General features: G+C 64.6%; 21 protein-coding genes. 10 read left to right on the top strand and 11 right to left on the bottom strand.

The window, feature by feature from the left end; translation table 11 throughout:
• Nucleotides 1–21: 21 nt before the first annotated feature.
• The 7 genes from D8Z78_RS18630 (at nucleotide 22) to D8Z78_RS18600 (ending at nucleotide 9415) form a co-directional block, all read left to right on the top strand.
• On the top strand, nucleotides 22–771 hold the full coding sequence (locus D8Z78_RS18630) for an SDR family NAD(P)-dependent oxidoreductase (RefSeq protein ID WP_121634373.1): 750 nt from the start codon (nucleotides 22–24) through the stop codon (nucleotides 769–771).
• Nucleotides 772–873: 102 nt separating this feature from the next.
• Nucleotides 874–2067 (top strand): kynureninase, encoded by a 1194-nt coding sequence (gene kynU / locus D8Z78_RS18625; RefSeq protein ID WP_121634375.1) that lies wholly within the window; start codon nucleotides 874–876, stop codon nucleotides 2065–2067.
• Between the two features lie 133 nt (nucleotides 2068–2200).
• The gene (locus D8Z78_RS18620; RefSeq protein ID WP_121634395.1) at nucleotides 2201–3028 is read left to right on the top strand and encodes a tryptophan 2,3-dioxygenase; all 828 of its coding nucleotides are present in this window, start codon (nucleotides 2201–2203) and stop codon (nucleotides 3026–3028) included.
• A complete protein-coding gene (locus tag D8Z78_RS18615; RefSeq protein WP_206169710.1) occupies nucleotides 3004–3669 on the top strand; it encodes a hypothetical protein in 666 nt (221 codons plus the stop codon). Before D8Z78_RS18620 ends, D8Z78_RS18615 begins: the two co-directional genes overlap by 25 nt.
• Before the next feature lie 106 nt (nucleotides 3670–3775).
• Nucleotides 3776–4231 (top strand): (2Fe-2S)-binding protein, encoded by a 456-nt coding sequence (locus D8Z78_RS18610; RefSeq protein WP_121634379.1) that lies wholly within the window; start codon nucleotides 3776–3778, stop codon nucleotides 4229–4231.
• Between the two features lie 3 nt (nucleotides 4232–4234).
• A complete protein-coding gene (locus D8Z78_RS18605; RefSeq protein WP_121634381.1) occupies nucleotides 4235–6460 on the top strand; it encodes a xanthine dehydrogenase family protein molybdopterin-binding subunit in 2226 nt (741 codons plus the stop codon).
• Nucleotides 6461–6820: 360 nt separating this feature from the next.
• Entirely contained in the window at nucleotides 6821–9415 is a 2595-nt protein-coding gene (locus D8Z78_RS18600; protein WP_121634383.1) for a Hint domain-containing protein, read from the top strand.
• Here D8Z78_RS18600 and D8Z78_RS18595 read toward each other — a convergent pair.
• Nucleotides 9412–10185, bottom strand: a complete 774-nt coding sequence (locus tag D8Z78_RS18595; RefSeq protein ID WP_121634385.1) for a gamma-glutamyl-gamma-aminobutyrate hydrolase family protein — start codon at nucleotides 10183–10185, stop codon at nucleotides 9412–9414. The two genes, D8Z78_RS18600 and D8Z78_RS18595, sit on opposite strands and share 4 nt — an antisense overlap.
• 267 nt (nucleotides 10186–10452) lie before the next feature.
• Between D8Z78_RS18595 and D8Z78_RS18590 the strand changes: the two genes are divergently transcribed.
• The gene (locus D8Z78_RS18590) at nucleotides 10453–10716 is read left to right on the top strand and encodes a hypothetical protein (protein ID WP_121634387.1); all 264 of its coding nucleotides are present in this window, start codon (nucleotides 10453–10455) and stop codon (nucleotides 10714–10716) included.
• A gap of 95 nt (nucleotides 10717–10811) precedes the next feature.
• Here D8Z78_RS18590 and D8Z78_RS18585 read toward each other — a convergent pair whose 3' ends face one another.
• The 3 genes from D8Z78_RS18585 to D8Z78_RS18575 all read right to left on the bottom strand — a co-directional run bounded on the left by D8Z78_RS18585 (nucleotide 10812) and on the right by D8Z78_RS18575 (nucleotide 16824).
• Nucleotides 10812–12959, bottom strand: coding sequence for a malate synthase G (locus D8Z78_RS18585; protein WP_121634389.1), 2148 nt, complete (start codon nucleotides 12957–12959; stop codon nucleotides 10812–10814).
• A 186-nt stretch (nucleotides 12960–13145) separates the two neighbouring features.
• Nucleotides 13146–14957: an ABCB family ABC transporter ATP-binding protein/permease gene (locus D8Z78_RS18580; RefSeq protein ID WP_121634391.1), complete on the bottom strand. Its 1812-nt coding sequence runs from the start codon at nucleotides 14955–14957 to the stop codon at nucleotides 13146–13148.
• 148 nt (nucleotides 14958–15105) lie between these two features.
• Complete coding sequence (locus D8Z78_RS18575; RefSeq protein WP_121634393.1) at nucleotides 15106–16824, bottom strand: LysM peptidoglycan-binding domain-containing protein; 1719 nt, start codon at nucleotides 16822–16824, stop codon at nucleotides 15106–15108.
• Between the two features lie 144 nt (nucleotides 16825–16968).
• On the opposite strand from D8Z78_RS18575, the gene D8Z78_RS18570 reads away from it, so the two are divergent.
• Both D8Z78_RS18570 and D8Z78_RS25320 read left to right on the top strand, forming a co-directional pair.
• The gene (locus D8Z78_RS18570; RefSeq protein WP_121634397.1) at nucleotides 16969–17520 is read left to right on the top strand and encodes an LOG family protein; all 552 of its coding nucleotides are present in this window, start codon (nucleotides 16969–16971) and stop codon (nucleotides 17518–17520) included.
• A gap of 129 nt (nucleotides 17521–17649) precedes the next feature.
• Complete coding sequence (locus D8Z78_RS25320) at nucleotides 17650–19611, top strand: Hint domain-containing protein (protein WP_128910851.1); 1962 nt, start codon at nucleotides 17650–17652, stop codon at nucleotides 19609–19611.
• Between the two features lie 114 nt (nucleotides 19612–19725).
• Here the strand turns inward: D8Z78_RS25320 and D8Z78_RS18560 are convergent, their stop codons facing one another.
• The 7 genes from D8Z78_RS18560 to D8Z78_RS18530 all read right to left on the bottom strand — a co-directional run bounded on the left by D8Z78_RS18560 (nucleotide 19726) and on the right by D8Z78_RS18530 (nucleotide 26393).
• The gene (locus tag D8Z78_RS18560) at nucleotides 19726–20325 is read right to left on the bottom strand and encodes a superoxide dismutase (protein WP_121631867.1); all 600 of its coding nucleotides are present in this window, start codon (nucleotides 20323–20325) and stop codon (nucleotides 19726–19728) included.
• A gap of 97 nt (nucleotides 20326–20422) precedes the next feature.
• Nucleotides 20423–20842 (bottom strand): hypothetical protein, encoded by a 420-nt coding sequence (locus tag D8Z78_RS18555; protein ID WP_121631868.1) that lies wholly within the window; start codon nucleotides 20840–20842, stop codon nucleotides 20423–20425.
• Between the two features lie 76 nt (nucleotides 20843–20918).
• Nucleotides 20919–21491 carry a sarcosine oxidase subunit gamma gene (locus D8Z78_RS18550; protein WP_121631869.1) on the bottom strand — a complete coding sequence of 191 codons (573 nt, stop codon included), beginning with the start codon at nucleotides 21489–21491 and terminating at the stop codon, nucleotides 20919–20921.
• Nucleotides 21484–24492, bottom strand: coding sequence for a sarcosine oxidase subunit alpha family protein (locus tag D8Z78_RS18545; RefSeq protein ID WP_121631870.1), 3009 nt, complete (start codon nucleotides 24490–24492; stop codon nucleotides 21484–21486). Before D8Z78_RS18545 ends, D8Z78_RS18550 begins: the two co-directional genes overlap by 8 nt.
• A gap of 61 nt (nucleotides 24493–24553) precedes the next feature.
• Nucleotides 24554–24883 (bottom strand): sarcosine oxidase subunit delta, encoded by a 330-nt coding sequence (locus D8Z78_RS18540; protein WP_121631871.1) that lies wholly within the window; start codon nucleotides 24881–24883, stop codon nucleotides 24554–24556.
• Entirely contained in the window at nucleotides 24877–25152 is a 276-nt protein-coding gene (locus D8Z78_RS18535; protein ID WP_128910850.1) for a hypothetical protein, read from the bottom strand. Before D8Z78_RS18535 ends, D8Z78_RS18540 begins: the two co-directional genes overlap by 7 nt.
• Entirely contained in the window at nucleotides 25149–26393 is a 1245-nt protein-coding gene (locus tag D8Z78_RS18530) for a sarcosine oxidase subunit beta family protein (RefSeq protein ID WP_121631872.1), read from the bottom strand. The genes D8Z78_RS18535 and D8Z78_RS18530 overlap by 4 nt, the downstream gene beginning before the upstream one ends.
• Between the last annotated feature and the right edge of the window lie 174 nt (nucleotides 26394–26567).

Here is a 26567-nt window from a genome sequence, read left to right as displayed (position 1 = left end):
GGCAGCCAAAGGGAGGACGCCATGCTGAACGGCAAACACGCAATCGTCACGGGCGGCGGCACCGGCATCGGTCTGGCCATCGCCCGCGCTTTGGCCGATCAGGGTGCACAGGTCACGATCACCGGGCGGCGCCTGTCCAAACTGCAAGAGGCCGCCGGGCCGAACATCCACCCGTTGGAAATGGACGTCCAGTCCGAGGCCTCGGTGGTCGACGGCATCGCGCAGGCGGTCGAGGCACGTGGCCCGATCCAGATCTGCGTCCCCAATGCTGGCATCGCCGAGGGCCGCGCGATCCTGAAAACCGACCTCGATTTCTGGCGGGACATGATGGCGACCAATGTGGACGGGGCCTTCCTGACCATCCGCGAGTCGCTGAAATCCATGACCACGACCGAGTGGGGCCGCGTCATCGCCGTCTCGTCCATCGCCGGGATCAAGGGGTTGAAGGGCGCGCCCACCTATACCGCGTCGAAACACGCGCTCTTGGGCCTGATCCGCGCGCTGTCGGCGGATTATGCGAAAAAGCCCTACACTTTCAACGCGCTCTGCCCGGCCTATGTGGACACGGCCATCGTGTCATCCAATGTCGACAGCATCATGGCCCGCACCGGCATGTCCGCCGACGAGGCGCGCGAGTTGATGGTCGGCGTCAACCCCCATGGCCGACTGATCACGCCCGAAGAGGTCGCGGACGCCGCCCTCTTTCTATGCGGGCCAAACTCTGGCAGCATGAACGGCCAAGCGATCCAGATCGCCGGTGGAGAGATATGAGATATACCTGCCGCAGACCCGATCCGCCGACACCGGCCCCTTTGCCCTGATCCTCCCGTCCCTTGCCGGACGGGCCCCGTTCACGTGCAAAGGACACGATAGATGACTGACTTCACGAAAACCCGCGCCCTCTTCGACCTGCCCGAGGGGGTCTGCTACCTCGACGGCAATTCCCTTGGCCCCCTGCCCAAGGCCGCCCCTGCCCGGATGCAAACCATGCTGACCGAGGAATGGGGCAAGCACCTGATCTCCGCTTGGAATGCCTGCGATTGGATGGCCATGCCACGCGCCATGGGCGACCGCATCGGGCGGCTGATCGGCGCCGAGCCGGGCCACACCGTCCTTGGCGACACCCTGTCGATCAAGGTCTTTCAGGCGCTTGCCGCAGCGCTGAAATTGCGCCCCGAGAGACGGATCATTCTGTCGGATTCCGGGAACTTTCCGTCAGATCTGTATATGGCGCAGGGCCTTTGCCGCCTGATCGGGGGCACTTACGAGCTGAAAATCGTCGCCCCCGAGGAGGTCGAAGACGCCATCACCGAAGAGGTCGCCGTGACCCTCATCACCGAGGTCGACTACCGCACGGGCCGCCGCCACGACATGCCACGCCTGACCGCCAAGGCCCACGAAAAGGGCGCATTGGCGATCTGGGATCTCGCCCATTCCGCTGGCGCTTTCCGCGTCGACGCAGCCGCAGGTGGCGCGGATTTCGCCGTGGGCTGCACTTACAAGTACCTCAATTCCGGCCCCGGCGGCCCGGCCTTCATCTATGTCGCGCCGCGCCACGCCGAACAGGCGGAACCGGCGCTCGCCGGATGGCTGGGCCATGACGCGCCCTTCGCCTTCGAGCAGGACTATCGCCCGGGTCAGGGTATCGAACGCATGCGCGTCGGCACGCCCCCCATTCTGCAACTGGCCGCGCTCGACGCGGCGCTCGACATCTGGGACAGCGTCGACCTCGACGCGCTCCGCGCCCGCTCGCTGCAACTGACCGACCGCTTCATCCAACAGGTCGAGGCCACCTGCCCCGATGTCACCCTCGCCACGCCCCGCGACCACGCGCAGCGCGGCAGCCAGGTCTCCTTCCGCCACGCCGAAGGCTACGCCATCATGCAGGCCCTCGTCGCGCACAAGGTGATCGGTGATTTCCGCGCCCCCGACATCCTGCGCTTCGGCTTCACACCGCTTTACACCACGGACGCCGATGTCGACCACGCCGCCGACACGCTCGCCCGCATCCTGCGCGACCGCCTCTGGGACACGCCCGACTTCAAGGCGCGCAAGGCCGTCACCTAAAGGCCTCTTCTGGCCACAAATACCGTCGGGGGAGTTTGAGGGGGCAGACAGCCCCCTCATCCCCGCAGGGCCACGCGCCAGCGAGGCCCGAGAAAACCTGCGCGGCGAAGCCGCCCCTTTGGATCACGACACCATGACCGACCCCTACAATCCCGAAACCGAAGGCGCCAAGATGTCCTTCGATGGCGCCATGTCCTACACCGACTATCTCGGTCTCGACGCCATTTTGTCCGCCCAGCACCCGCTGTCTGATGCCAATGACGAGCTGCTGTTCATCATACAGCACCAGACCTCCGAACTGTGGATGAAGCTCGCCCTGCACGAGCTGACAGAGGCCCGCCACCAACTGGCCGAGGACGACATTCGCCCCGCGTTCAAGCGTCTGGCCCGCGTATCGCGCATCTTCGAGCAATTGAATTCCGCCTGGGACGTGCTGCGGACGATGACCCCCTCGGACTACACCACCTTCCGCGACGCGCTGGGGCACAGTTCCGGCTTCCAGTCCTTCCAATACCGGATGATCGAGTTCACCTTGGGCAATCGCAACCCGGCGATGATCCGCCCCCATGCGCACCGGCCCGACCTCATGGCCCGGCTTGAGGCCGAACTGACCCAGCCCTCGCTCTATGACGTGGCCAACGCGCGGCTCGCACGGGCGGTCTCGATCGATCTCCCCGCCCGGGACCAAGCGACGCCCCATGCCCCCGACGACTGCCTGCGCGCCGCATGGGAACAGGTCTATCGCGACCCGCAGCGCTATTGGGATCTCTACGAACTCGCCGAAAAGCTGGTCGATCTGGAGGATTATTTCCGCCGCTGGCGCTTCAACCACGTGACGACCGTGGAACGGGTGATCGGATTGAAACGCGGCACTGGCGGAACCGGCGGCGCGTCTTATCTAAAGCGCATGCTGGAGGTCGAACTGTTTCCCGACCTATGGCATCTGCGAACGGCTCTGTGAAGCGTGACAAAAAAACGATGCGGCCTCATCCTGTGTCAGTCCATTTGAAACGTGTTGCCGCATTGGCTGTCTTTGCCTGTGCGGCCCCCGCCTCGGCGCAGACAGCGGACAGCGGCGTCGCTGCCCTGCTGACTGCGGCAAGCCAACCGCCGAACCACGTTCCCACACATATCTCGTTCACCCTCGAAGACTGCGTTCTGACAGAGGTCATCCGAAACATCGGATTTTGCCCGTCGCCTGAGCAGGGTCGCGACCGAGTGATCGTCACAAAGATCCACCTTGATGAAGTGAAGCGCCTCGACATCAAACAGGTCCAAGGGAACCAACTTGTCCAGTTCGAATTAGACACCGGCGCGCCACCGCCTCGGTTGACATGGATTGAACGGCTGCAGTTGGACCGCGAAGAAGCCATCGCGCGGGTCATTGAGCGTAGAAGGCAAGCTTTGGATCAGGCCAGCTTCAAAAGCGTCAAAACCATCGCAATTTGCGGCAATTCCCCGAAAATACAGCGCGCAACAGGAACCCTGTCACTGATCCTGATAAAGGCCATATCCGACCTCTCCCCATTGGTCGATAAGGTCCGAAGCTGTCGTGAAAACACGGGCAAAGCCCTTTCCTTCACGGAAAAACAACTCGACTGACGAGGCTTTTCGCCTACCTCGTGACGCTAGATAGGATTCCCCGATCCGCCCCTTGCCCCCGCCGCGCAACCTGCGAAAATGGCGGGAAAATGTGACAGGAGAGACCATGGCCACCTCCCTTACCGTGAACGGGCAGACGCATGACGTCGATCTGCCGGATGACGTCCCGCTGCTGTGGGTGCTGCGCGATGCGCTCAACCTGACCGGCACGAAATACGGCTGCGGGGTTGCAAGCTGCGGCGCTTGCACCGTCCAGATCGATGGCGAGGCCGTGCGGTCCTGTCAGGTCGCTCTGGCGGATGTCTGGGGCGAGGTCACCACGATCGAGGGGCTGGGCACGCCCGACACGCTCCACCGTCTGCAACAGGCGTGGATCGACCATCAGGTCGCGCAATGCGGCTATTGCCAGTCTGGCCAGATCATGCAGGCCGCGAGCCTTCTGGCCGAAAACCCCGCCCCCAGCGATGACGATATCGACGCCGCCATGAGCGGGAACATCTGCCGCTGCGGCACCTATCCGCGCATCCGCGCCGCCATCAAATCCGTCACCGAGGGGGCATAACCCATGGCCAGCATTGGAAAGATCGCGCGACGTACCTTCCTGTTCGGGGCTGTGGCCGTGGCCGGGGGCGCCGCTTTCGGCGCATGGTACGTCACCAGACCGGCCGCCAATCCGCTGGACCCGGAAAACGGTGCGCTGAACCCCTTCGTTGTCATCAACGCCGACGGCATCACCCTGATCGCGCCTCGCGCCGAGATGGGCCAAGGCACGCAGACCACATGGGCCGCCCTGATCGCCGAGGAACTGGACGTGACGCTCGACCAGGTCCGGATCGAGCATGGCCCCCCCGCGCAGGCCTATTACAACGGCGCGCTGATGGCCGAGGGCCTGCCACACAAGGGCTATGACGCGTCAGCCTTCCAGCATTCGCTGGGCGAGGCGATGGGCGTGATGGGCAAGGTCTTTTCCATGCAGGTCACCGGTGGTTCGACCGCGATGAAGGACGGGTTCGAGCGGATGCGTGTTGCAGGCGCCGGGGCACGCGAGATGCTCAAGGCCGCCGCCAGCGCGCGTCTGGGCGTGCCGGTCGGTGACCTGACGACGGCGGAGGGGGCGGTGACGGCGCCCGATGGCACCGTAATTCCGTATACGGACTTGGCCGCCGATGCCGTACAGCAGGATACGGGCAAGATCCGTCTGCGCGATCCGTCCGACTGGACCATCCTCGGCAAGCCGCAAAACCGCTTTGACATTCCCGGCAAATCCACCGGCACCGCGCAATTCGGCATCGACACCCGCCTGCCCGGCATGCGCTTTGCCGCCGTGCGGCTGTCGCCGACCCGCGCCGGGATCAAATCCTATGACGCGTTCGAGGCCGCGCGCATGCCCGGCGTCGACAAAATCGTCGAAATTCCCGGAGGGCTGGCAGCGATCGCCTCCAACACCTGGCTCGCCATGAAAGCCGTCGAGTCCGTCCCCGTCGAATGGCAAACCGACGCCGCCTACCCAGCCACCACCGACCTGATGTTCGAGGCGCTGGAGACGGCCTTTGACGCCGAGCCGGATTCCACCCTGCGCAGCACAGGCGAGACCGCACCGGAGAACCCTCATATCGAGGTCGAATATCGGGTCCCCTTCCTCGCCCATGCGACGATGGAACCGATGAACGCAACCGCTTGGTTCGATGGGACAAAGCTGCGCATTTGGTGCGGCAACCAAGGGCCGACCTTCCTGCGCGATGCCTGTGCCGACGCCGCCGGGATCGATGCCGAGAATGTCGAGGTCAACGTGACCCTGATGGGCGGCGGCTTTGGCCGACGCGGCGAGTTCGACTATGCAGTGATCGCGACCCATGTGGCCAAGGCCGTGCCGGGCACGCCGGTCAACGTCGTCTGGTCGCGTGAAGAGGACATGACCCACGATTACTACCGCCCGCCCGCCATCGCGCGGATGCGCGGCATGGTCGAGAACGGGCTGCCCACGCATTTCGACGCGGCCGTGTCCTCGCCCTCGATCAGCGCGCAGGCCTTGGACCGTTGGATGGGATTTGCGCCCTCCGGGCCCGACAAGGGAATTGTCGATGGCATCTATAACCAGCCCTACGGCATTCCGAATTATCATGTACGGGGCCACAAGGCCGAGATCGCGCCGCCGCTTGGCTTCTGGCGGTCTGTCGGGGCCAGTTACAACGGATATTTCCATGAATGCTTCATGGATGAGCTGGCGCACGAGGCCGGGGCGGACCCGCTGGAGATGCGGTTGAAGCTGACCCGCGACGAATGGCTGCCCGCTTTCTACTGCCTTGAGGCGGTGCGCGACATGTCCGGCTGGACCGGCCAGACGCCCGAGGGCACAGGCCGCGGGCTGGCCATGGTCTACAGTTTCGGCACGCCGGTCGCCGTGGTGATCGAGGTGCAGGATGTGGACGGGGCCGTGCGTCTGACCGGCGCATGGATGGCCGCCGATCCGGGCATCGCGCTGGACCCAAGCATCGTCGAGGCTCAGTTGACCGGCGGGCTGGCCTATGGCCTGTCGGCGGCGATCGGCGAGGAAATCACCTTTGCCGATGGCAAGGTCGAGCAGTTGAACTACCCCGATTACGAGCCCCTTCGGATGTCGCAGATGCCCCCGGTCGAGGTTCGTATCCTCGAAAATCAGGACCGGGTGAATGGCATCGGCGAACCGGGCACGCCCCCGGCGGCCCCGGCGCTTGCCAATGCCCTGTTCGACCTGACGGGACAAAGGGTGCGGGAATTGCCGCTCAAGAAGGCCTTTACCTTCTACAGCTGAGCAACACTCCACCCCCCGCAAGACCGGCAACAATCGGGGCCGCGCGTGTCTGATTTATGATCGGACCTGCGCGGCCCCTGCCCTTGTCGTGCTGATTTTTCCCTTCTCTGACAACGAGTCACCCTGAAACGCCCGTTTTCAGGCACGAAACGACCGCGTTTCCAAAACGGCCAATTTACCCTTATTTTGCCTCAATTGTTCCCGATCTCCGCCACGCCCGAACTGTAGCCATAGTGGAAACGGCCCCTCGCCGTTCGAAGGCAAGAGTAACGAGCACGGTGCCCTCACCGATCAAGGTGGGGGCAGGTAACCGGAAAAGCGGCCCTGAAGACCGCTCCGGGGAAGAGCAGGAGCAAGGCAATGCCAAGCGGCTATCTGGTCACCTTGGGTGACAACAGCCTCGACGCCGGGGATACGATTTCCGGTGGCGTCATCACCTTTACCACGCAGCAGACGCTTGGCGCGGGCAACTGGGTCTGGTCCGGAACATGGAACGGCCAGACCTTTACCAACACGCAGGAACCCGGCGTCTACTATCTGGCCACCAACGGCAATGTCTATTTCGTTCCCGATTACGGGGTGGTTGACACCCTGACCTCGTCTTCGGTCGTGAGCGCGCCAACCTATGTCGTTCCGTCTGACGGGATTGTCACCGGCACCAGCGGCGGCGACCTGATCGATCCCGATTTCACGGACGCTGATGGCGATTCCCCCGATGGTGGAAGCTCGAATGACGATATCCGGGCCGGTGGCGGCAGTGACACCGTCATGGCCGGTCAGGGCAATGATACCGTTCTGGGTGAAGGCGGCGACGACCTGATCTATGGCGACTACGGCACCTACACCCCGCAGACCATCGCCGGGGACCTGAACTGGAACCAGCAGGGCGGCAACGGCACCAGTGTCGCGGGCGGCTTTACGCAAGACACCGGCGTGATCGACGTCACGCTGGGATTTGCGAATGACGGCAACAACAACCCGACCTTCACCATCGATACCGGCACCCGCAACTATGCCGACGGTGGCTTCAACCCGAATTCCTCGCTGTTCATGTTCGGCACCGGCGACGGGCCGACCTCGACCGCGACGATGAGCTTTGCTGCCTCGACCGGTGCCTCGGTCGAGGACGAAGTCCTGGATGTCGCCTTTCGCATCAACGACATCGACTGGGCGGCGGGCAACCATACCGATATCGTCACCGTCAACGCCTATGATGCCGACGGCAACCCGGTGCCCGTCACCCTGACGCCCGCAGGCGGCGATACGGTCAGCGGCAACACCATCACAGCCAGCGAGGTCGGCAACACGTCGGCCGATGCGGATGGCTCGGTTCTGGTCGAGGTGGCCGGGCCGGTGGCGACGATCGAGATCATCTATGCCAACGGCCAAAGCAACACGCAGGGCATCAACATCACCGATGTCACCTTCGAGGCGGTGCCGATTGCCGGGGGCGATGACTCGCTGGACGGCGGCATCGGCAATGACACGATCTTTGGCGAGGCGGGCAACGACACGCTGCTGGGGGGCGCCGACGAAGACAGCCTGAACGGCGGCACCGGCAGCGACGTGCTGAATGGCGGGACCGGCGGCGACACGCTCGAAGGTGGCGCGGGTGGCGACACGCTGAGCGGCGGGTCGGGCATGGATTACGCATCCTATGCCGGGTCCGATGCCGGGGTGACGGTGGACCTGTCGACCAACACCTTCTCCGGCGGTCACGCCACCGGCGATGTCAATGGCGGCGGGCTGGACGGCCTGATCGGCTCGGATTTCGACGACAGCCTGACCGGCTATGACGCACAAGGCGTCGATGCCGAGGGCCCTTGGACCAACGTGCTGTACGGCGGGCTGGGCAATGACACGCTCGACGGGCGCGGCGGCGATGACAGCCTGTACGGCGAAGAAGGCTCCGACTCGTTGATCGGCGGCGCGGGCAGCGACCTGCTCGACGGCGGAACGCAGGCTGATACGCTGGATGGCGGCGACGGCGCGGATACGCTGATCGGCGGCGCAGGTGACGACGTGCTGATCGGCGGCACCGGCCCCGACAGCCTGACCGGCGGCGCGGGCAACGACACGATCTATGCCAGTGCGGGCGACACGGTCAACGCGGGCGATGGCGACGACGTCATCACTATCGTCGATCTGGCCGAGGGTCCGGGCACCATCACGATCGAGGGCAACACGACCTCGCAGACCGGCGGCGACGTGCTGGACCTCAACGGGCTGGCGGACCGCACGACGCTGAGCTGGACCGACACGGGCGGCGGCGAACTGACCGGCAGCGTTACGCTGCTGAACGGCACGGTCATCAATTTCTCGAATATCGACAGCGTGATCTGCTTTACGCCCGGCACGCGCATCCTGACGGAAACCGGCTATCGCCCGATCGAGACCTTGCGCCCCGGCGACCGGTTGGTCACGCGCGACAACGGCTTGCAGCCGCTGCGCTGGATGGGCAACCGGACGGTGATCGGACGGGGTCGGACCGCGCCGATCCGGATCGCGCCCGGCGCCCTGCCCGCCGAGACCGCGCGGCACCTGCGCCCGCTTGGCGGGGCGCGCGACCTGATCGTCTCGCCACAACACCGGATGCTGCTGGGCGGCTATTCCGCGCAACTGATGTTCGGCGAACCAGAGGTCTTTGCCGCCGCGACGCATCTGGTCGACGATGCGGGCATCGCCCGGCTGGACGGCACGCTGGTGACCTATATCCACCTGCTGCTGGACCGGCACGAGGTGATCTTTGCCGAGGGCCACGCGACCGAAAGCTTCTTCGTCGGGGACGAGGGGCTGGGCGCGCTGGATGACCGCGCGCGGGCCAGCCTGTTCGAGACGCTGCCGGGGCTGCGCAGCGACCCGGCGGCCTTTGGCGATACCGCGCGGCTGTGTCTCAAGGCGCACGAGGCGCAGATGATGATGGATTACGGCGCGGCGCGCGCGCGGGCGGCCTAGGCCGGAATGCGCAGCCCCGCCCGAGCGTCGCGCCACCGGTGGACCGCCTCGCCAAAGGCACGGAACAGCGGACGCGACACCGGGTCGTTGGCGGCGTCCCACTCGGGATGCCACTGCACCGACAGGGTAAAGCCCGGTGCGTCCTTGATCAGGATGGCCTCGGGCGTGCCATCGGGGGCGTGCCCCTCGATCACGACACGGGCGCCGGGCTGCTTGATCCCTTGCCCGTGCAGGGTGTTGGTCATGACCTCGTCGGCACCGAACAGGCGTGCAAACGCCCCCCCGGGTGTCAGCGTCACCTTGTGGCGCAGGGCGAATTTTTCCTCGAGCGTGCCATCGGGCGGCATGCGGTGGTTCATGCGGCCCGGCAGGTCGCGGATTTCCGGGTACAGCGTGCCGCCCATGGCCACGTTGACCTCCTGAAACCCGCGGCAGATGCCAAAGAACGGCTGCCCGCGCTCGACGCAGGCCCGCACCAAGGGCAGCACGATGGCATCGCGGGCGCGGTCATAGGCGCCATGCGCCTCGGTCCAAGCCTCGCCATATTCCTCCGGGTGGACATTCGGACGCCCCCCGGTCAACAGGAATCCGTCGCAGGTTTCCAGCAATTCCTCGACCATGACAAAGCGCGGATCGGCGGGGATCAGCAAAGGCATGCAATCGGACACGCTGGCCACCGCCTCTGAATTCATCGCCCCCCCCGCATGCGCGGGATACTGGTCGTTGATCAGGTGCTGGTTTCCGATGATGCCGACGATCGGGCGGGCCATGCGTTTGCTCCGTGCTTTTCGTACTATGTAAACCAGATCAGCGCCTTGGAAAAGGCGAACTGCCGTGCCACGCCGCACAGCCCCCCTGCGCCCGGCCCCGGATGGCCGCCTCTGCCGCTTTCAAAGGCGCATCGGGTGACGGTGGCCGCAGTGGCGGGAAATCTTCCCGGATTTAGCATCTTCAACGACAGCACGACTGCCGCTAGGCTTTTCGTCAGGGGACGCTTTTCCGCCCCGCTGACATGATTTGATGAACGGAGTTCCACGATGACCATTTTGAAGACCGCCCTCGCCGCCTGCTGTGCACTGGCCCTTGGAACCGGCGCCGCCACCGCATGGGAGAGCGCGCCGCATCCGCACCACCACCACGGCGACCCTGCAAAGATCGGCCCCTACACCTATACCCGCTACGCGCCCACGGTCGTGGTGTGCCCAAAGCACACCACCGTCGCCCGCGATCACGGTGTCCTGTATTGCGTCCCGAACACCCAGTTCGAGCACGCCGTCAGCCCGATCCACCACCATCACTGAGAACCACGCCGTCCGAGTTTCCTGAGGACTCGCGGCGTATCCACGAAAAGGGCCGGCTCCCAACGGGAACCGGCCCTCTTTGTGTCAGGCGGCGATCAGCCTTGGGCCTTCAGCTCCAACCGGCGGGCATGCAGGACCGGCTCGGTATAGCCGGAGGGCTGCACGCGCCCGTCAAAGACCAGATCGCAGGCGGCCTTGAAGGCGATCCCGTCAAAGCCCGGCGCCATCGGACGGTAGCTTGCATCACCCGCGTTCTGGCGGTCGACCACCTCGGCCATGCGCTTCATGATCTCCATCACCTCGTCGCGACTGACGACGCCATGGTGCAGCCAGTTGGCGATGTGCTGGCTGGAAATCCGGCAGGTGGCGCGGTCTTCCATCAGGCCGACATCATGGATATCCGGCACCTTGGAGCAGCCGACGCCCTGATCGACCCAGCGCACCACGTAGCCAAGGATGCCTTGGGCGTTGTTTTCCACCTCGGCGGTGATCTGCCTGGGCGTCCACTTCTGGTAGGAGGCCAGCGGGATATCAAGGATCTGGTCCACATGCGCGCGGCGCCCGGCCTTTTTAAGGCCCGCCTGCACGGCAAACACATCCACCTTGTGGTAATGCAGCGCATGCAGCGTGGCCGCCGTCGGCGACGGCACCCATGCGCAGTTCGCGCCCGCGCGCGGATGCTCGATCTTGGCATCCAGCATCGCGGCCATCTTGTCGGGCATGGCCCACATGCCCTTGCCGATCTGCGCCTTGCCGGACAGCCCGCATTCCAGACCGATATCCACGTTCAGCGCCTCATAGGCGGTGATCCACGCCTTGCGCTTGATGAAATCCTTGCGCGAGAACGGCCCGGCCTCCATCGAGGTGTGGATTTCGTCGCCGGTGCGATCAAGGAAGCCGGTGTTGATGAAGGCCACGCGATGCTTGGCCGCGCGGATACATTCCTTGAGGTTCACCGAGGTGCGGCGTTCCTCGTCCATAATCCCCAGCTTGACGGTGTATTGCGGCAGGTCCAAGGCCTGTTCGACGAAGGTAAATATCTCGTCGGCAAAGGCGACCTCTTCGGGTCCGTGCATCTTCGGCTTGACCACGTAGACAGAGCCGTGATGCGAATTGCGCAGGCCTTCGGTCTTTTGCAGGTCATGGCGCGCGATCAGCACGGTGACCATCGCGTCCATCAGCCCTTCGAAAATCTCAGAGCCGTCCTTCAGCAGGATCGCCGGGTTGGTCATCAGGTGGCCGACATTGCGCACCAGCATCAACGCGCGCCCCTTGACCGACAGCGCCGATCCATCCGGCGCGGTAAAGGTCAGGTCGTCGTTCAGCGCACGGGTCAGGGTCTGACCGCCCTTTTCAAAGGTCTCGGTCAGCGTGCCCTTCATCAGGCCCAGCCAGTTCGCGTAGGCCTGCGCCTTTTCCTCGCCATCGACACAGGCAACCGAGTCCTCGCAATCCATGATGGCGGAGACGGCGCTTTCGAGCCGGATATCGGCGAGGCCGGCCTGATCGCGGGCACCGATATTGTGGGTGCGGTCAAAGACCAGCTCTACATGCAGGCCATTGTTGCGCAGCAGAACCGCATCGGGGGCTTTCGGGTGCCCCTTGTAGCCCACGAATTTCTCCGGCGACACCAGCGGCTTGTCATCGACCAGCAGCGCGCCGTTCGACACGTGATACCGGCAGGCATCCGCATGGCTCAGCCCCTCCACCGGGAAGGCCTCGTCCAGAAACACCCGCGACCGCGCCACGACGCGCGCGCCGCGACCCCGCTCAAAGCCGCCTTTCGGCGGCAGCGACCCCATCGCATCGGTGCCATAAAGCCCGTCATACAGGCTGCCCCACCGGGCATTGGCCGCGTTCAGCGCGTAGCGGGCATTGGTGATCGGCACGACCAACTGCGGCCCTGCGACAGAGGCGAATTCGGGGTCGGTATTGGCGGTCTCGATCTCGAAATCCTCGCCCTCTGGGACGAGGTAGCCGATCTCGGTCAGGAAAGCCTTGTAGGCCTGATGGTCATGCGGCTGGCCCTTGTGGGCCTTGTGCCACTCGTCGATCTGGCGCTGCAAATCCTCGCGCTTGGCCAGCAGCGCGGCATTGCGCGGGCCAAACTCATGCGCCAATTCGCTGAGGCTTGCCCAGAAGGCATCCGCCTCGATCCCCGATCCGGGGATCGCCTGCCCCTCGATCAGCTCGCACAGGGTCTTGTCGATTTGCAGCCCGTGCCGGTCAATGCGTTCCACCATGTTTGTCCCTCCAAGTGCGGCCATGTCCCCAGATAGGCCGAAAGTTTCCGATAGGCAACAGGTGTGGTCAAGTGACCTTACCAATTCACCCAGAACGCCGAAAGAAAAGGCGCAGATCCGTCGATCTGCACCTTAGCGCGTAGAATGCCGCGCGATTATCAGGAAATCCCAGAAGATGCTTCTGGCTTAGGCAGCGGCTTCCTCGGCCTTCTGCCGCGCCCAAAGCGCCGCGTACCGTCCGCCGCGCGCCAGAAGATCGTCGTGGCGGCCTTCCTCGACCACCTCGCCGTCCTGCAAGACCACGATCCGGTCGGCATCGGCGATGGTCGACAGGCGGTGTGCGATGGTGATCACCGTGCGCCCCTCGCCCGCGCGGCGCAGCGCGGTCTGGATTTCCGCCTCGGTCTCTGTGTCCAGCGCCGAAGTCGCCTCGTCCAGCAGCAGGATCGGCGGGTTCTTCAGCAGGGTGCGGGCGATGCCCACGCGCTGCTTTTCCCCGCCGGACAGTTTGAGGCCGCGCTCGCCCACCTGCGTGTCGTACCCCTCGGGCAACTGGCCGATAAAGTCGTGGATCTGCGCGGCCTTCGCCGCGGCGACGATGTCCTCGTCGCTGGCCCCGTCCCGGCCATAGGCGATGTTGTAGCGGATCGAGTCGTTGAACAGCACGGTGTCCTGCGGCACCACGCCGATGACCGCATGCAGACTGTCCTGCGTCACGTCGCGCACATCCTGCCCGTCGATGGTGACCGCGCCGCCCTGCACGTCGTAGAACCGGAACAAGAGCCGCCCGATGGTCGACTTGCCGGACCCGGACGGGCCAACCAGCGCCACGTTCTCGCCCGCGCCCACCTGTACGTCGACCCCTTTCAGGATCGGCCGCGTCGGGTCATAGCCAAAGGCGACATCCCTGAAATGCACCCTGCCCCCGGTCACGGAAATCGCAGGCGCGCCGGGCTTGTCCGCCACCTCGGCGGGTTGCTCCAACAGGTCGAACATCTCGCCCATGTCCACAAGGCTCTGGCGGATCTCGCGATAGACCGTCCCAAGGAAATTCAAAGGCATGGTGATCTGGATCATGTAGGCATTGACCATGACGAAATCGCCCACGGTCAGCGCCCCGTTCTGCACGCCCACCGCCGCCATGACCATGACGATCACCAGCCCGGTCGTGATGATCAGCGACTGCCCGGTGTTGAGCATCGCCAACGAAGTCGCGGTCTTGACCGCCGCGCCCTCGTAATGCTGCATGGCGCTGTCATAGCGCGCCGCCTCGCGCCCCTCGGCCCCGAAATACTTCACCGTCTCGAAGTTCAGCAGGCTGTCGATGGCCTTTTGATTGGCATCGGTGTCCTGCTTGTTCATCTCGCGGCGCAGTTTGACCCGCCATTCCGTGACCTTGAAGGTGAACTGCACATAGAGGAAAATCACCGCAGCGACGACCAGCAAGTACCAGATATCGAAGAGGAAAAACAGAACCGCCCCGACAAGGACCAGTTCCAGAACCAAGGGGCCGACGCTGAACAGCATGAAGCGCAGCAGGAAATCCACCCCTTTCACGCCGCGCTCGATGATCCGGCTCAAGCCGCCGGTCTTGCGGGTGATGTGATAACGCATGGACAGGCGGTGGATATGGGTGAACGTCTCCAGCGCCAGCGTCCGCAGCGCGCGTTGGCCCACCTTGGCAAAGACCCCGTCGCGCAATTGCTGAAAGCCCACCGTCAACAGCCGTGCCACGCCATAGGCGATGGTCAGGCCGATCGCCCCCAGCGCCAGATCCGGCACCTCGCCCGACAGGCTGTCCACCGCGCGCTTGTACAGGATCGGCGTGCCCACCGCGATCAACTTGGCCACGATCAACAGCGCCATGGCCAGCACCACGCGGCGCTTCACCCACGGCTTGTCGTCGGGCCACAGGTAAGGCCCCACCCGGCGAATGGTGCGCAGCCCCGAGCGGCGCTCTTCGGCGGCAATCTCGGCGGCAGAGGTCTCTGGCGGCATGGGGCACTCCTCAAGTCAGCAGGACTGACTTAAGCCTTGCGCCCGGCAATGACCAGAACCCCTGCTTCTTTGGTCCCCAAATACCTCGGGGAGCGCGAGGGGCAGCGCCCCTCGTTCCCGCGCTCGACACAGGCACGACCGCATGCGGTCAGCGCGCCGGTGCGTCCTGCTCTTCGGGCAGGTCGAAGATCTGTCCGGGATAGATCAGGTCCGGATCGCGGATGCGGTCGCGGTTGGCCTCGAACACCTTGAAATATTCCAGACCGTCTCCGTAGCGGTCGCGCGAGATGCCCCACAGTGTATTGCCCGGCTGCACGGTGATGCTGGTGATCGGGCCGGTGATGGCCGCCTGTTCCAGCACCTCGGCGCTTTCGCGCAGGAAGGGGCTTTCGACCCGCGCCGTGACCTCGCCCGCCTCGTTCAGCTGATCGACGCGCAGCGTATAGGTGCCGCTGTCGATCTCGGGCAGTTCCAACCGCCAGCGGCCATCCTCGCGGATGCGCGCCGTGGTCAGGGGGGCGTTGTCCAGATAGACCCGGACAAAGGACGCGCCCGCGCCCCGGCCCGACAACAGCACCTCGCCCGCCTCGTCGTAGCTGATCGAATCCAACGCCACCTCGCCCGGGGCCAGCGGCGCGGTCTGCAAGACCTCGACCCCGCGCGGCCCCGACAGCAAAACGGTCGGCGCGGCAGATGACCCGCGCGGCACGTCCGAGGCTCCGGGCACCGTGCGCGCGGCCAGTTGCGGATCGGGATCGGGGCGTGGCGCCTTGGGGGCGGCGCTGGTGATCTCCGGGGGGGTTGGCGGCACCGGGCCGCCATTCTGTGCGTTCAGCGCTTCTGGCGCATCGACCGAGGCCGCCAGACCGGCAACGTCACCCGGGCTGGGCTCGGACACGGGCTGCGGCTGGGCCAGAGCGGTGGCGGCATCGCCCTGTGCCCGCGCGGGCGCCGCGCCGGGGTCGACCTCCGGCATGGCGGCAAGGCTCTCGGGCGCGCCGGGCACCTGCGGTTCGGGGACCGCCCGCGCCGCACTGTCGGGCTGGGGGGCCGGGCTGCCCCGGGGCACTGCCCCCGGTTCCGGCGCCGTCCCAAGCGCGGCGACCGCACCGGGAGAGGCCGAGGCTTCTGGCACCGGAGTGCCTTCGGGCGCGGCCTCTGCCACCGCCACGTCAGAGGGCGGCGGCGGGGCGATGATGACTTCGCTTTCGGACATCACAACGGTGCCGTCATGGGTCATGCGCAGCGTCAGGACTGCCGGAGCCACCAAGCCCGCAAGATCGAGGAACGCCACGAATTTTCCGTCGCCCGCGATCTGGGTATCGGCTTTTGGATCACCATCCACAAGGATTTCGAGCGCCGCCCCGGCAAGCCCCTGCCCGGCGACCAGCGTGTTGCCGTCGGGCTCTGCCCGGACAAGGTCGAAGCTGGGCAGGACCACCGCAGGGTCATCGGCGGGATCGGCGGCGTCCTCCTCGGCGACCTGTGGCGCATCGACCAGAGGCGGGCCATCTGCCTGCGCTGGGGCATCGGCCAGCGCAGGGTCGTCAGCCTGCGCCGGATCAACTGCCAGCGCCGGGGCGTCGGCCCGCGCCGGGGCGTCGGCCGCTTCGGTCGGCGGGTCTGCCTCGGGCGCTTGCGGCACGTCCGGCACGGCTTCGGGCGCGGGCTGGTCATCCGTCGCTGTTCGGGGCTGCGCCGCCGCGTCGGGTGCAGGCTCCGGCTCCGGGGCGGGCGCGACCAGCGCGGTCTCCTGAACCGGGTCCGGAGACGTCGCCCCGCCGATCCACCCATTCATCACGGCCACGGTGGCGATCCCCGCCACAACAGCGGTGCCCAACGTGCCGAATAGAACCTTGTTGCTCATCTTGAGGGAGGCAGCCTTTCGTCTGGTCGTGTCGCCCCGCCGCGCCCCTGAGGCCCCCCAGCCTGCCGGATCAACGGTTGAGCGTGATTTTTATCAAATGTATCAGGGAAGGAGGTGCCGATCCATGCTGCGAAGGAGCCCCGCGTGACGATGAAATCGATCTGTGTCTATTGTGGCTCACGCATGGGCACCCGCAAGACCTATGAGCAGGCCGCAAAGGATATGGGCCACGCGATTGCCAGCAACGGCTGGCGGCTGGTCTATGGCGCGGGGGATGTGGGGCTGATGGGCACCGTGGCCCGCGCCGCGCAGGAAGGCGGGGCCGAGACCTTTGGCGTGATCCCCGAGCACCTGTTGCGCCTTGAGGTCGGCAAGCGCGACCTGACAAGTTTCGTGGTGACCGAGACCATGCATGAACGCAAGAAGGTGCTTTTGCTGAATGCCGATGCGGTTGTGGTCATGCCCGGCGGGGCTGGCTCGCTCGACGAATTCTTCGAGGTGCTGACATGGCGGCAACTGGGCCTGCACGCCAAACCCATCGTCCTGCTCGATGTGGACGGCTATTGGGCGCCACTCAAGGCGATGCTGGATCATGTGGTCGATCAGGGCTTTGCCGATGCGAGCCTGCTGGATTACGTGCAATCGGGCACAACGGTCGACGAGGTCACCGACATCCTGCGCTCCGCCTTGGGCTGACACGTTAGCAAGCCCTTAAAATCGTTCACAGTTTCCGGCGATGATGCCGCAGTCCTGTCCCATTCCGAGGCTAGGTCCGACGGTGCCCCGCGCCCGTCGCGGGTATGTCAGACCACCCGCGGGACAGCCATGCCAGTATCCATCGTAGACCCTGCCTCGACCGAACTGCGCCACCTGACCTCCGTCGATGTGAAGTTCTCGGGCATTCATATCGGCGGCGGCATCTATTTCTCGGCCAACCACTATCCAACGCCCGGCGGCACGTCGAAGGCGATCCCTCAGCGGTCGCTCGATGGCGAGATCGAACAGCACGACACGGTCGAGATCGACTACACCCTGCCACAGGGGGACGATCCGTGGACCGCCTATCGCGACGATCTGAACGGCGATGGCACGCCGGACGCGATCAAGGCGGGCTATGACATGTCGATGCATGTGGGCGACCTGCTGAGCACCGGAAGCTTTTACGACGGCCCGGCCATTCCGCTGCTGATCGCCAACGACCCGACCGACCTGAGCGGACTGGTCTACATCACCGGCTATCCCGGCTCTGCGGTGTCGCTGGACGGTCAAGAAGGGACCCTGCACGAGACCTCGGGCACGCTGGCGGGCTATACCGGTCAGGATGTCAGCGGCGATCTGGGCGGATATTACACGGTGCAGGACGCGCAGGCCCTGACCGGCATGTCCGGCGGGGGCGGGTTTCTGGACTGGGACCCGGATGGTGACGGCTACGCCCAGACCTATGCCATCGGCACGGTGTCCCGCGCTTTGACATATGATTATCCCGACCCGATCCCCGATGAATACGCCGTGCAACTGACAAGCTTTTCGCCCAATTACGCCGATCTGGCCGCCGCCATCGAGGGGCTGACCGGCGCCGATGCCCGCACGGCGGATGACTTTGCCCGCATGACGCTGCTGTCCGGGCAAAGCGCCGGGTCGAGCCTGACCACCGTCGAGGGCCAGTTCTTTCACGAGGACATCTATGGCGGCGTGAATGCCGACACGCTGAATGGCGGCGGCGGCAACGACTCGCTGTTCGGGGCCGATGGTGCGGACCTGCTGAAAGGCGGCACCGGCAATGACAGCCTGTCGGGGGGCAGCGGGGACGACACGCTGGAGGGCGGTTCGGGCGCGGATCTCTTCGTGGCGGGCGGCTTTGGCGACGGGGCGACCGACCGGGTGACGGATTTCGACAGCGCCGAGGACGTGCTGGACCTGTCTCTGTTCTTTGCCGATATCGCGGATGTCATGGCCGCCGCGACCGAAAACCCCGACGGCTCGCTGTCGATCGACCTGTCGCAGGGCACCGAGGTTGCGGCCTTGGCTGGCGGGACGGTGATCCTCGACAACATGGTGAAATCGGCGCTTGGCGGGGCGAACCTGATGGTGGCCTGCTTTACCCAAGGCACCCTGATCCTGACCGCGCGCGGTCCGATGCCGATCGAGGCGCTGATCCCCGGCACCCGGGTCTGGACGCGCGATCACGGGCTGCAGCGGGTGCACCACATCTACGCGCGGTCCTTCACGCGCAAGGCCATGGGCCGCAATCCACAGCTTTGCCCGGTGCGCATCCGCGCCGGTGCCCTCGGGCCGGGCCGACCGGCGCGCGACATGCTGGTCTCGCCCCAGCATCGCATGCTGGTGACGGGCGAGGTCGTCCAGCGCATGCTGGGCGTGCCCGAGGCGCTGGTGCCTGCATGCAAGCTGACCCCCCTGCCCGGCATCCGGCAGGTCTGGCCGGATCATCCGGTGGTCTATATCCACCTCGCCTTTGCCCGCCACGAGATCATCGAGGCCGACGGCTGCCTGACCGAAAGCTTCTATCCCGGCGATGCCGCGCTCGGGACCTTGCCGCCGGAAACTGTCGCGGAATATCGCGCGCTGTTCGGGGTGCCAAAGCCGGTGCGCCCGCTCGTCGAGGAAGCGCGCGCCACCCGGCTCGTCATCCGTCACCGGCGCAACGCAAAGCCGCTGCAATCCCGGTCGACCGCCGCCACATCCGTGGAACGCGGGGAAGGCCGTTCGAACGGCCTTGGACCAAGCGCCTTCGAAGGCGCTTGGCGACGCGTCTTGCAAGACGCGTGATCCAAGCCGCTTCGAAGCGCCTTGCCCGCGCCTTGGGCCAATCGTCCCGCCATGAAAAAGCCCGCCGACATCGCTGTCGGCGGGCCTGTTTCGTCCGGTGGAACCGGCCGCGGATCACATCCGCGAAGCGACGTTTTCCCAGTTCACGAGATTGTCGAGGAAATTCGCCAGATAGGCGGGGCGCTTGTTGCGGAAGTCGATGTAGTAGGAATGCTCCCACACGTCACAGCCCAGCAGCGCGGTCTGGCCAAAGCAGACCGGGTTCACGCCGTTCTCGGTCTTGGTCACTTTCAGGCCACCATCGGTGTCCTTGACCAGCCAGCACCAGCCCGAGCCGAACTGGCCAGCACCAGCGGCGCTGAAGTCTTCCTTGAACTTGTCGACGGTACCAAAGCTGTCCTTGATCGCCGCTTCCAGTTCCGACGGCATCGCATTGCCGCCCGGGCCCATCATTTCCCAGAACTGCATGTGGTTCCAGTGCTGCGATGCGTTGTTGAAGATGCCCGACTGCGCCACGGCGTTCGCGTCGTAGGTCCCCTTGATGATGTCCTCGAGCGACTTGCCTTCCCACTCGGTCCCGGCGATCAGCTTGTTGCCGTTGTCGACATAGGCCTTGTGGTGGATGTCGTGATGGTATTCCAGCGTCTCTTGGCTCATGCCCTTGGACGCCAGCGCGTCATGTGCGTAAGGAAGATCGGGAAGTTCGAAAGCCATTATGGTCACCCCTGTTTGATATGCGACATTCTGCGCCAATACCTGTCCCGCGCGGGGGGCAAGGTCAAGGTCTGGCGTAAGATTTACCCAGCCGGTCTCAGTTCTTCAACTGGCCACGCTGGCAGGTGCCTTGCGCGATGTAGCTGTTCGCATAACCCAGCGGCTGGGCCGAAATATCCAGCTGTCCCGAGCTTTTCTGGATCGTCGCGCGGTATCTCATCTTTGCCCGCTGGTTCGTCGCACTGCGCGTCACGACCGTCCAAGCAAAGGTGATGCGCCGCGCGTTGTCCACCGCAAGCTTGCCGCTCATCGGTTGGCGGTCGTTGAAATACAGGATGATGGGATCGGAAATCGTGGCCGTCTTTGTGCCGTCTTCATGGGCGATGAACAGCACCTCGGGCACCCATGCAAGGTTGCTATAGGCCGGGGCCGTCTTGCATTGATAAGTCGTGGTCGCGGCCATGGCTGAACAGGCCGAAGCCATCAGGCCCAAGGCCGCGAATTTCAAAAGAGTCATACCGTCGCTCGTCTCGTTATTTGCGTTGTGGACACTGTCCACAACGCAACGAAGATGTGCAATGACTCTCGGCGGATCACGCCGAATAATATCCAACCGCGGATTGCGGATCGGACACGGTTTTCAACAGGTTGAACATGTATTCCGACACCGAGCGGAAGCAGAAGACCTGCGCGGTCTCCTGATCCAGCAGCCAGAACCCGGCGGCGACCTGCGCCAGACGGGTCCTGCGCACCATGCCGGGGGTGAAGACCGCCGGGTCCAGATCGACCGGGGCCAGCTTGCCCAGCACTTCGCGCACATGTTTGCCTTTCAGGCGGAACGCGGCGCGCGCGTCGCTGACATTGACGGCCAACACATGCTCGCCCGCCAGCTTTTCGGTCAGCGCGTCCACAAGGCCACCCGCTTCGGCATAGCCACAGATCAGCAGCAGTTCATCGGGCGACATCCAGATCACGCATGTGTCGCCATCCCCGGACACCTCGCGCAGACCCGGCACATCACGCCCCGTGACATCCTTGATCGCGGCCTTGACCGCCTCCGAGGAGAGATCACCGCGAAAGGTGACCTGCCCGATCGGGCCATGTTCGGACACGGTCACCAGACCGGAATACGACGCGCCGCCCAGCGGCAGGACAGGCTCAGACATTCTGCTTTGCTCCTTCCGGGTCAAAGAAGACCGGGTTGACGATTTTGGCGCGGATGATGGTTTCGCCATCCACCGCCATGAAGGGGATATCCTCGCCCATACGATTTGGCCCGTTATGCACGATGCCCATCGCGATGCCCTTGTTCAGGGTCGGCGAGTAGTAGGTCGAGGTCACGCGCCCTTGGGTGTTGCGCTGCTTGTTGGCATTGTAGCCCTCGCCCACCGCGTAAGCCCCATCGGGCAGAACCGACCCGTCCAGCGTCTCAAGGCCGACCAGCTGCCAGCGGTTCGGGTCCGCCATGTGCAGGCGTTCCTGTGCGCGCTTGCCCAGATAGTCCTCTTTCTTCTTCGAGATCGCCCAGTGCAGCCCCAGATCCTGCGGGATGATGGTGCCGTCGGTCTCGTCCCCGATCATGATGAAGCCCTTCTCGGCGCGCATGATGTGCAGCGCCTCGGTGCCATAGGGGGTGACGTTGAACTCGGCCCCGGCCTCCAGCAACGCATCCCAGAAGTCGCGGCCCTGGTTGGCGGGCACGGCGATTTCGTAGGACAGCTCACCCGAGAAGGAAATCCGGTAGACGCGGGCGTTGTAGCCGCCCAAGGTGCCGTCTTTCCATTCCATGAAGGCGATGGCCTCTTTCGAGACATCCATGCCGCCGAGTTTCTCCAGCACCTTGCGGGCGTTGGGGCCGACCACGGCGACCTGCGCGTATTGCTCGGTCACGTTGGCGGTGTAGACCTTCCAGTCCCACCACTCGGTCTGAAGCCATTCCTCCATATGGGCATGGATGCGATCCGCGCCGCCAGTGGTGGTGTGGCACAGGAACGTGTCCTCGTCGATGCGCGCAACCACGCCATCGTCCGACAGGAAGCCGTTCTCGTTGCACATCAACCCGTAACGGCATTTGCCCGGCTTCAGCGTGCTCATCATGTTGGTGTAGAGCATGTCGAGGAACTTGCCCGCATCCGAGCCCTTGACGATGATCTTGCCCAGCGTCGAGGCGTCCAGCAGGCCAAGGCTGTCGCGGGTCGCGCGGACTTCGCGCATCACCGCGTCATGCTTGGACTCGCCTGCCTTCGGGAAGCAGTACGGGCGGCGCCAATGGCCAACCGGCTCGAATTCCGCGCCATTGTCCATGTGCCACTGGTGCATCGGCGTCTTGCGGATCGGCTGGAAGATATCGCCGCGCGCCTCGCCCGCAATCGCACCCATCGAGAAGGGCGTGTAGGGCGGACGGAAGGTGGTGGTGCCGACCTGCGGTATCGCCTCGTTCAGCGCATTGGAAAGCGTCGCCAAACCGTTGATATTCGAAAGTTTACCCTGATCGGTCGCCATGCCCAGCGTGGTGTAACGCTTGGTATGCTCGACGGACTCGTAGCCCTCGCGCGCCGCCAGCTGCACGTCGGAGACCTTGACGTCGTTCTGGTAATCCAGCCACGCCTTCATCCTCAGGTCATAGCTTGCGCCCTGCGGCATCAGCCAGACCGGCTCCAGCGGCTTTTCCTCGGCATTCTCGGCCTTGGGCGCGTCGGTCATGGCGCTTGACCCGGATACCGATTTGCCAGCGGTATCCGCGTCTTCCAGCACGTCCTTCAGGCCCAGATAGCCATTGGCAGAGCCCGCAACCGTCACGAACGGCTTGCCGTCATGCGAGGTCGGCGCGCGGTCGTGATCGGGGCGGAACATCGCCTGGGCGTCGTCCCAGTTCAGCTTGCCGCCACAATGCGACCACAGGTGGACGACCGGCGACCAGCCGCCCGACATGGCGACGCAATCGCAGGCGATTTCTTCGATCATCGCGCCTTCGCCCTGCTGGTTGCAGATCGTGACGCCGGTGACGCGCTTGCCGCCCTTGACCTTGGCGATGCCGCGGCCGGTCTCGACGCGGATCCCCAGCGCCTTGGCCTCGTCCATCAGCGCGCCGCCGCCCATCTGGCGGGCGTCGACGATCACCGGCACGTCCATACCGGCCTTTTTCAGAGCAATCGCCGTGCGATAGGCGTCGTCATTGTTGGTCACGACCACGGTGCGGTCGCCGACGGAGACGCCGTAGTTCACGACATAATCGCGCACGGCAGAGGCCAGCATGACGCCGGGAATGTCGTTGCCCGCAAAGGACAGCGGACGCTCGATCGCGCCGGTCGCGGTGACGGTTTGCTTGGCGCGGACCTTCCACATGCGGTGACGCGGGCCACCAGCCAAAGGCGCGTGATCGCGGACGCGTTCGTAGCACAGAATATAGCCGTGGTCGTAGACACCGGCGCCCATCGTGCGGCTACGGACCTGAACATTGTCCATCTTTCCAAGCGCTTCGAGCGTGGTCTTGACCCACTCTTCGGCCTCCATCCCGTCAATCGTGCCGCCGTCGACAACCGCGCGGCCACCCCAATGGGCGGTCTGCTCGACCAGCAGCACCTTGGCCCCGGCCTCGCCCGCGGCCTTCGCCGCTTGCAGACCGGCGACACCGCCGCCGATCACCAGCACGTCGACATAGGCGTAGAAGTGTTCATAGGTGTCGGGATCGCGCGCCTCGGCCTTGGGCGCCTTGCCCAGACCGGCGGATTGGCGAATGAACGGCTCGTAGATGTGCTTCCAGAAGGGGCGCGGATGGATGAACATCTTGTAGTAGAAACCAGCCGTCAGGAAGCGGCTGAACAGCCCGTTCACCGCGCCGATATCCATGTCGAGGTTCGGCCAATGGTTCTGCGAGGTCGCCTCAAGCCCCGAGAAAAGCTCGGTCGTGGTGGCGCGCTGGTTCGGCTCGTGCGTGTCACCCTTGCCGAGATTGACCAAGGCGTTGGGTTCCTCGGAGCCGGACGCGACCAGACCACGGGGCCGGTGATACTTGAACGAGCGGCCCAGCATCATCTGGTCATTGGCCAGCAGCGCCGAGGCGAGCGTATCGCCCTCGAAGCCCGTCAGGCGCTTGCCGTCAAAGGAAAACTCGATCTGTTTGGAACGGTTGGTCAGGCGACCGCCCGATGCGAGACGTGTGCTCATCGTGTCAGACCCCCGCGCATGTGGCGCTGTTGGATTTGGGTATTTTGGCCAAGAAGAAACATCAGGAGAATTCTCTCCATTTGAAGCCGGGGCGCTTGTCGCGGATCTGGGCCAGCAGGTCCTCGGGCGGGGTGGAAGTCTGGGCGGTATAGGTGCCGAAGACTTCCATCGTGTTGGTGTCGCGCGCCGCGTGGAACCACTTTCCGCAGCCGTTCACATGCCGCCAACGTTCGAAATGAACGCCTTTGGGGTTTTCGCGGCCGAACATGTAGCCCTCGAACTCCTCATCCGAGGAGCCGGGACCAAAGCGTTTGATATGGGCCTCGCCACCGGCATGCAGCTCGGTTTCGTCGGCCATGACGCCACAATAGGGGCATTGCAAGATCAGCATTTTGGACCTCCTTCGACCCATTGCGGGACTTCTTGCTTGAATTCTTCTTCGGTGAGCCAGACCGCGTCCTTGTCACCAAAATTCACGGCAACCTGGAACTGATCCCTTTCAGGGTTGTACGCAAAGTCGATCGTATTGAACTGAACAACAGCCCCTGTCCGCATTGCGCGTGCTTTGGACAACGCGGGCCAAATGTCGTCCCAAGCTAGGCCTGCGCCTTTGAGAAACCCTGCAACCTCTTGAGGGAAGTAGACGTATCGGTAGGTCAATGCGCCACCCCCGCCGCAACGCTTTCATCGATGAATCGGCCTTCGCGGAAGCGGTTCAGGCCGAAATCGGCGGTCAGCGGCGAATGGCCGGTTGCCATCAGCTCGGCAAAGCCCCAACCAGAGCCAGGAATGGCCTTGAAGCCGCCGGTGCCCCAGCCGCAGTTGATGAACACGCCCTCTACCGGCGTCTTCGACAGGATGGGCGAGCGGTCGCCGGTCATGTCGACGATACCGCCCCACTGGCGCAGCATCTTGAGGCGGGAAATCATCGGGAAGGTCTCGACCAGCGCGCGGACGGTTTCCTCCACATGGTGGAAGGACCCGCGCTGGGTGAAGCCGTTATAGCCGTCGGTGCCGCCACCGATGACCATCTCGCCCTTGTCGGACTGGCTCATATAGCCGTGCACTGTGTTGGCCATGACGACGCAATCCATGCAAGGCTTGATCGGCTCGGACACAAGCGCCTGAAGTGGCACGGCCTCGATCGGCAGGCGGAAGCCAGCCAGTTCCGCGACCTGACCGGAATGGCCCGCGACGACGATGCCCAGCTTGTCACAGCCGATATGGCCCTTGGTGGTCTCGACGCCCGTCACCTTGCCGTTTTCACGGGTGACGCCGGTGACTTCGCATTTCTGGATGATGTCCATGCCCATGTCGGAACAGGCGCGGGCATAGCCCCAGGCCACCGCATCGTGGCGCGCAGTCCCGGCGCGGGCCTGCCAGAGGCCGCCCAGCACGGGGTAGCGGGGCCCGTCGATATTGATGATCGGCACGATTTCCTTGACTCGCTCGGGCGAGACGAATTCGGTCGTCACCCCTTGCAGCGCGTTGGCATGCGCCGTGCGCTGATAGCCGCGCACCTCGTGTTCGGTCTGGGCCAGCATCAAGACGCCGCGGGGCGAGAACATCACGTTGAAGTTCAGGTCCTGCGACATCGTCTCGTACAGGGACCGCGCCTTTTCATAGATCGCCGCTGACGGATCCTGCAGATAGTTGGACCGGATGATGGTGGTGTTGCGGCCGGTGTTGCCGCCCCCCAGCCAGCCCTTTTCGATCACCGCGACGTTGGTGATGCCGAAGTTCTTGCCGAGGTAGTAGGCCGTGGCAAGGCCATGCCCGCCCGCGCCGACGATGATCACATCGTAGCGTTTCTTGGGCTGGGCGTTGCGCCAGGCGCGCTCCCATCCGGTATGACCCTTCAGGGCTTCGCGGGCGATGGCAAAGGCGGAATATCGTTTCATGGCGCTCGAATCCGATCTCGTGTGTCTTGTGGCCTACATGACAAAATTGCTTCGGCGGCGAATGTCGCAACCGTCATTCTGACATACAGTTGCGACATGGGGTGCCAACGCGGCGTTTTGCCCTTTTTTTGAGGGCCTCAAGACCATAGATGTGGGCCACGCTAAAGGGAGGTC

Origin of the sequence: Tropicibacter alexandrii, assembly GCF_003667315.2 — a bacterium.
GTDB classification, from domain to species: domain Bacteria; phylum Pseudomonadota; class Alphaproteobacteria; order Rhodobacterales; family Rhodobacteraceae; genus Tropicibacter; species Tropicibacter alexandrii.
The sequence above is the reverse complement of the archived record's forward strand: the minus strand, read 5'-3'. Positions and strand labels throughout refer to the sequence as shown.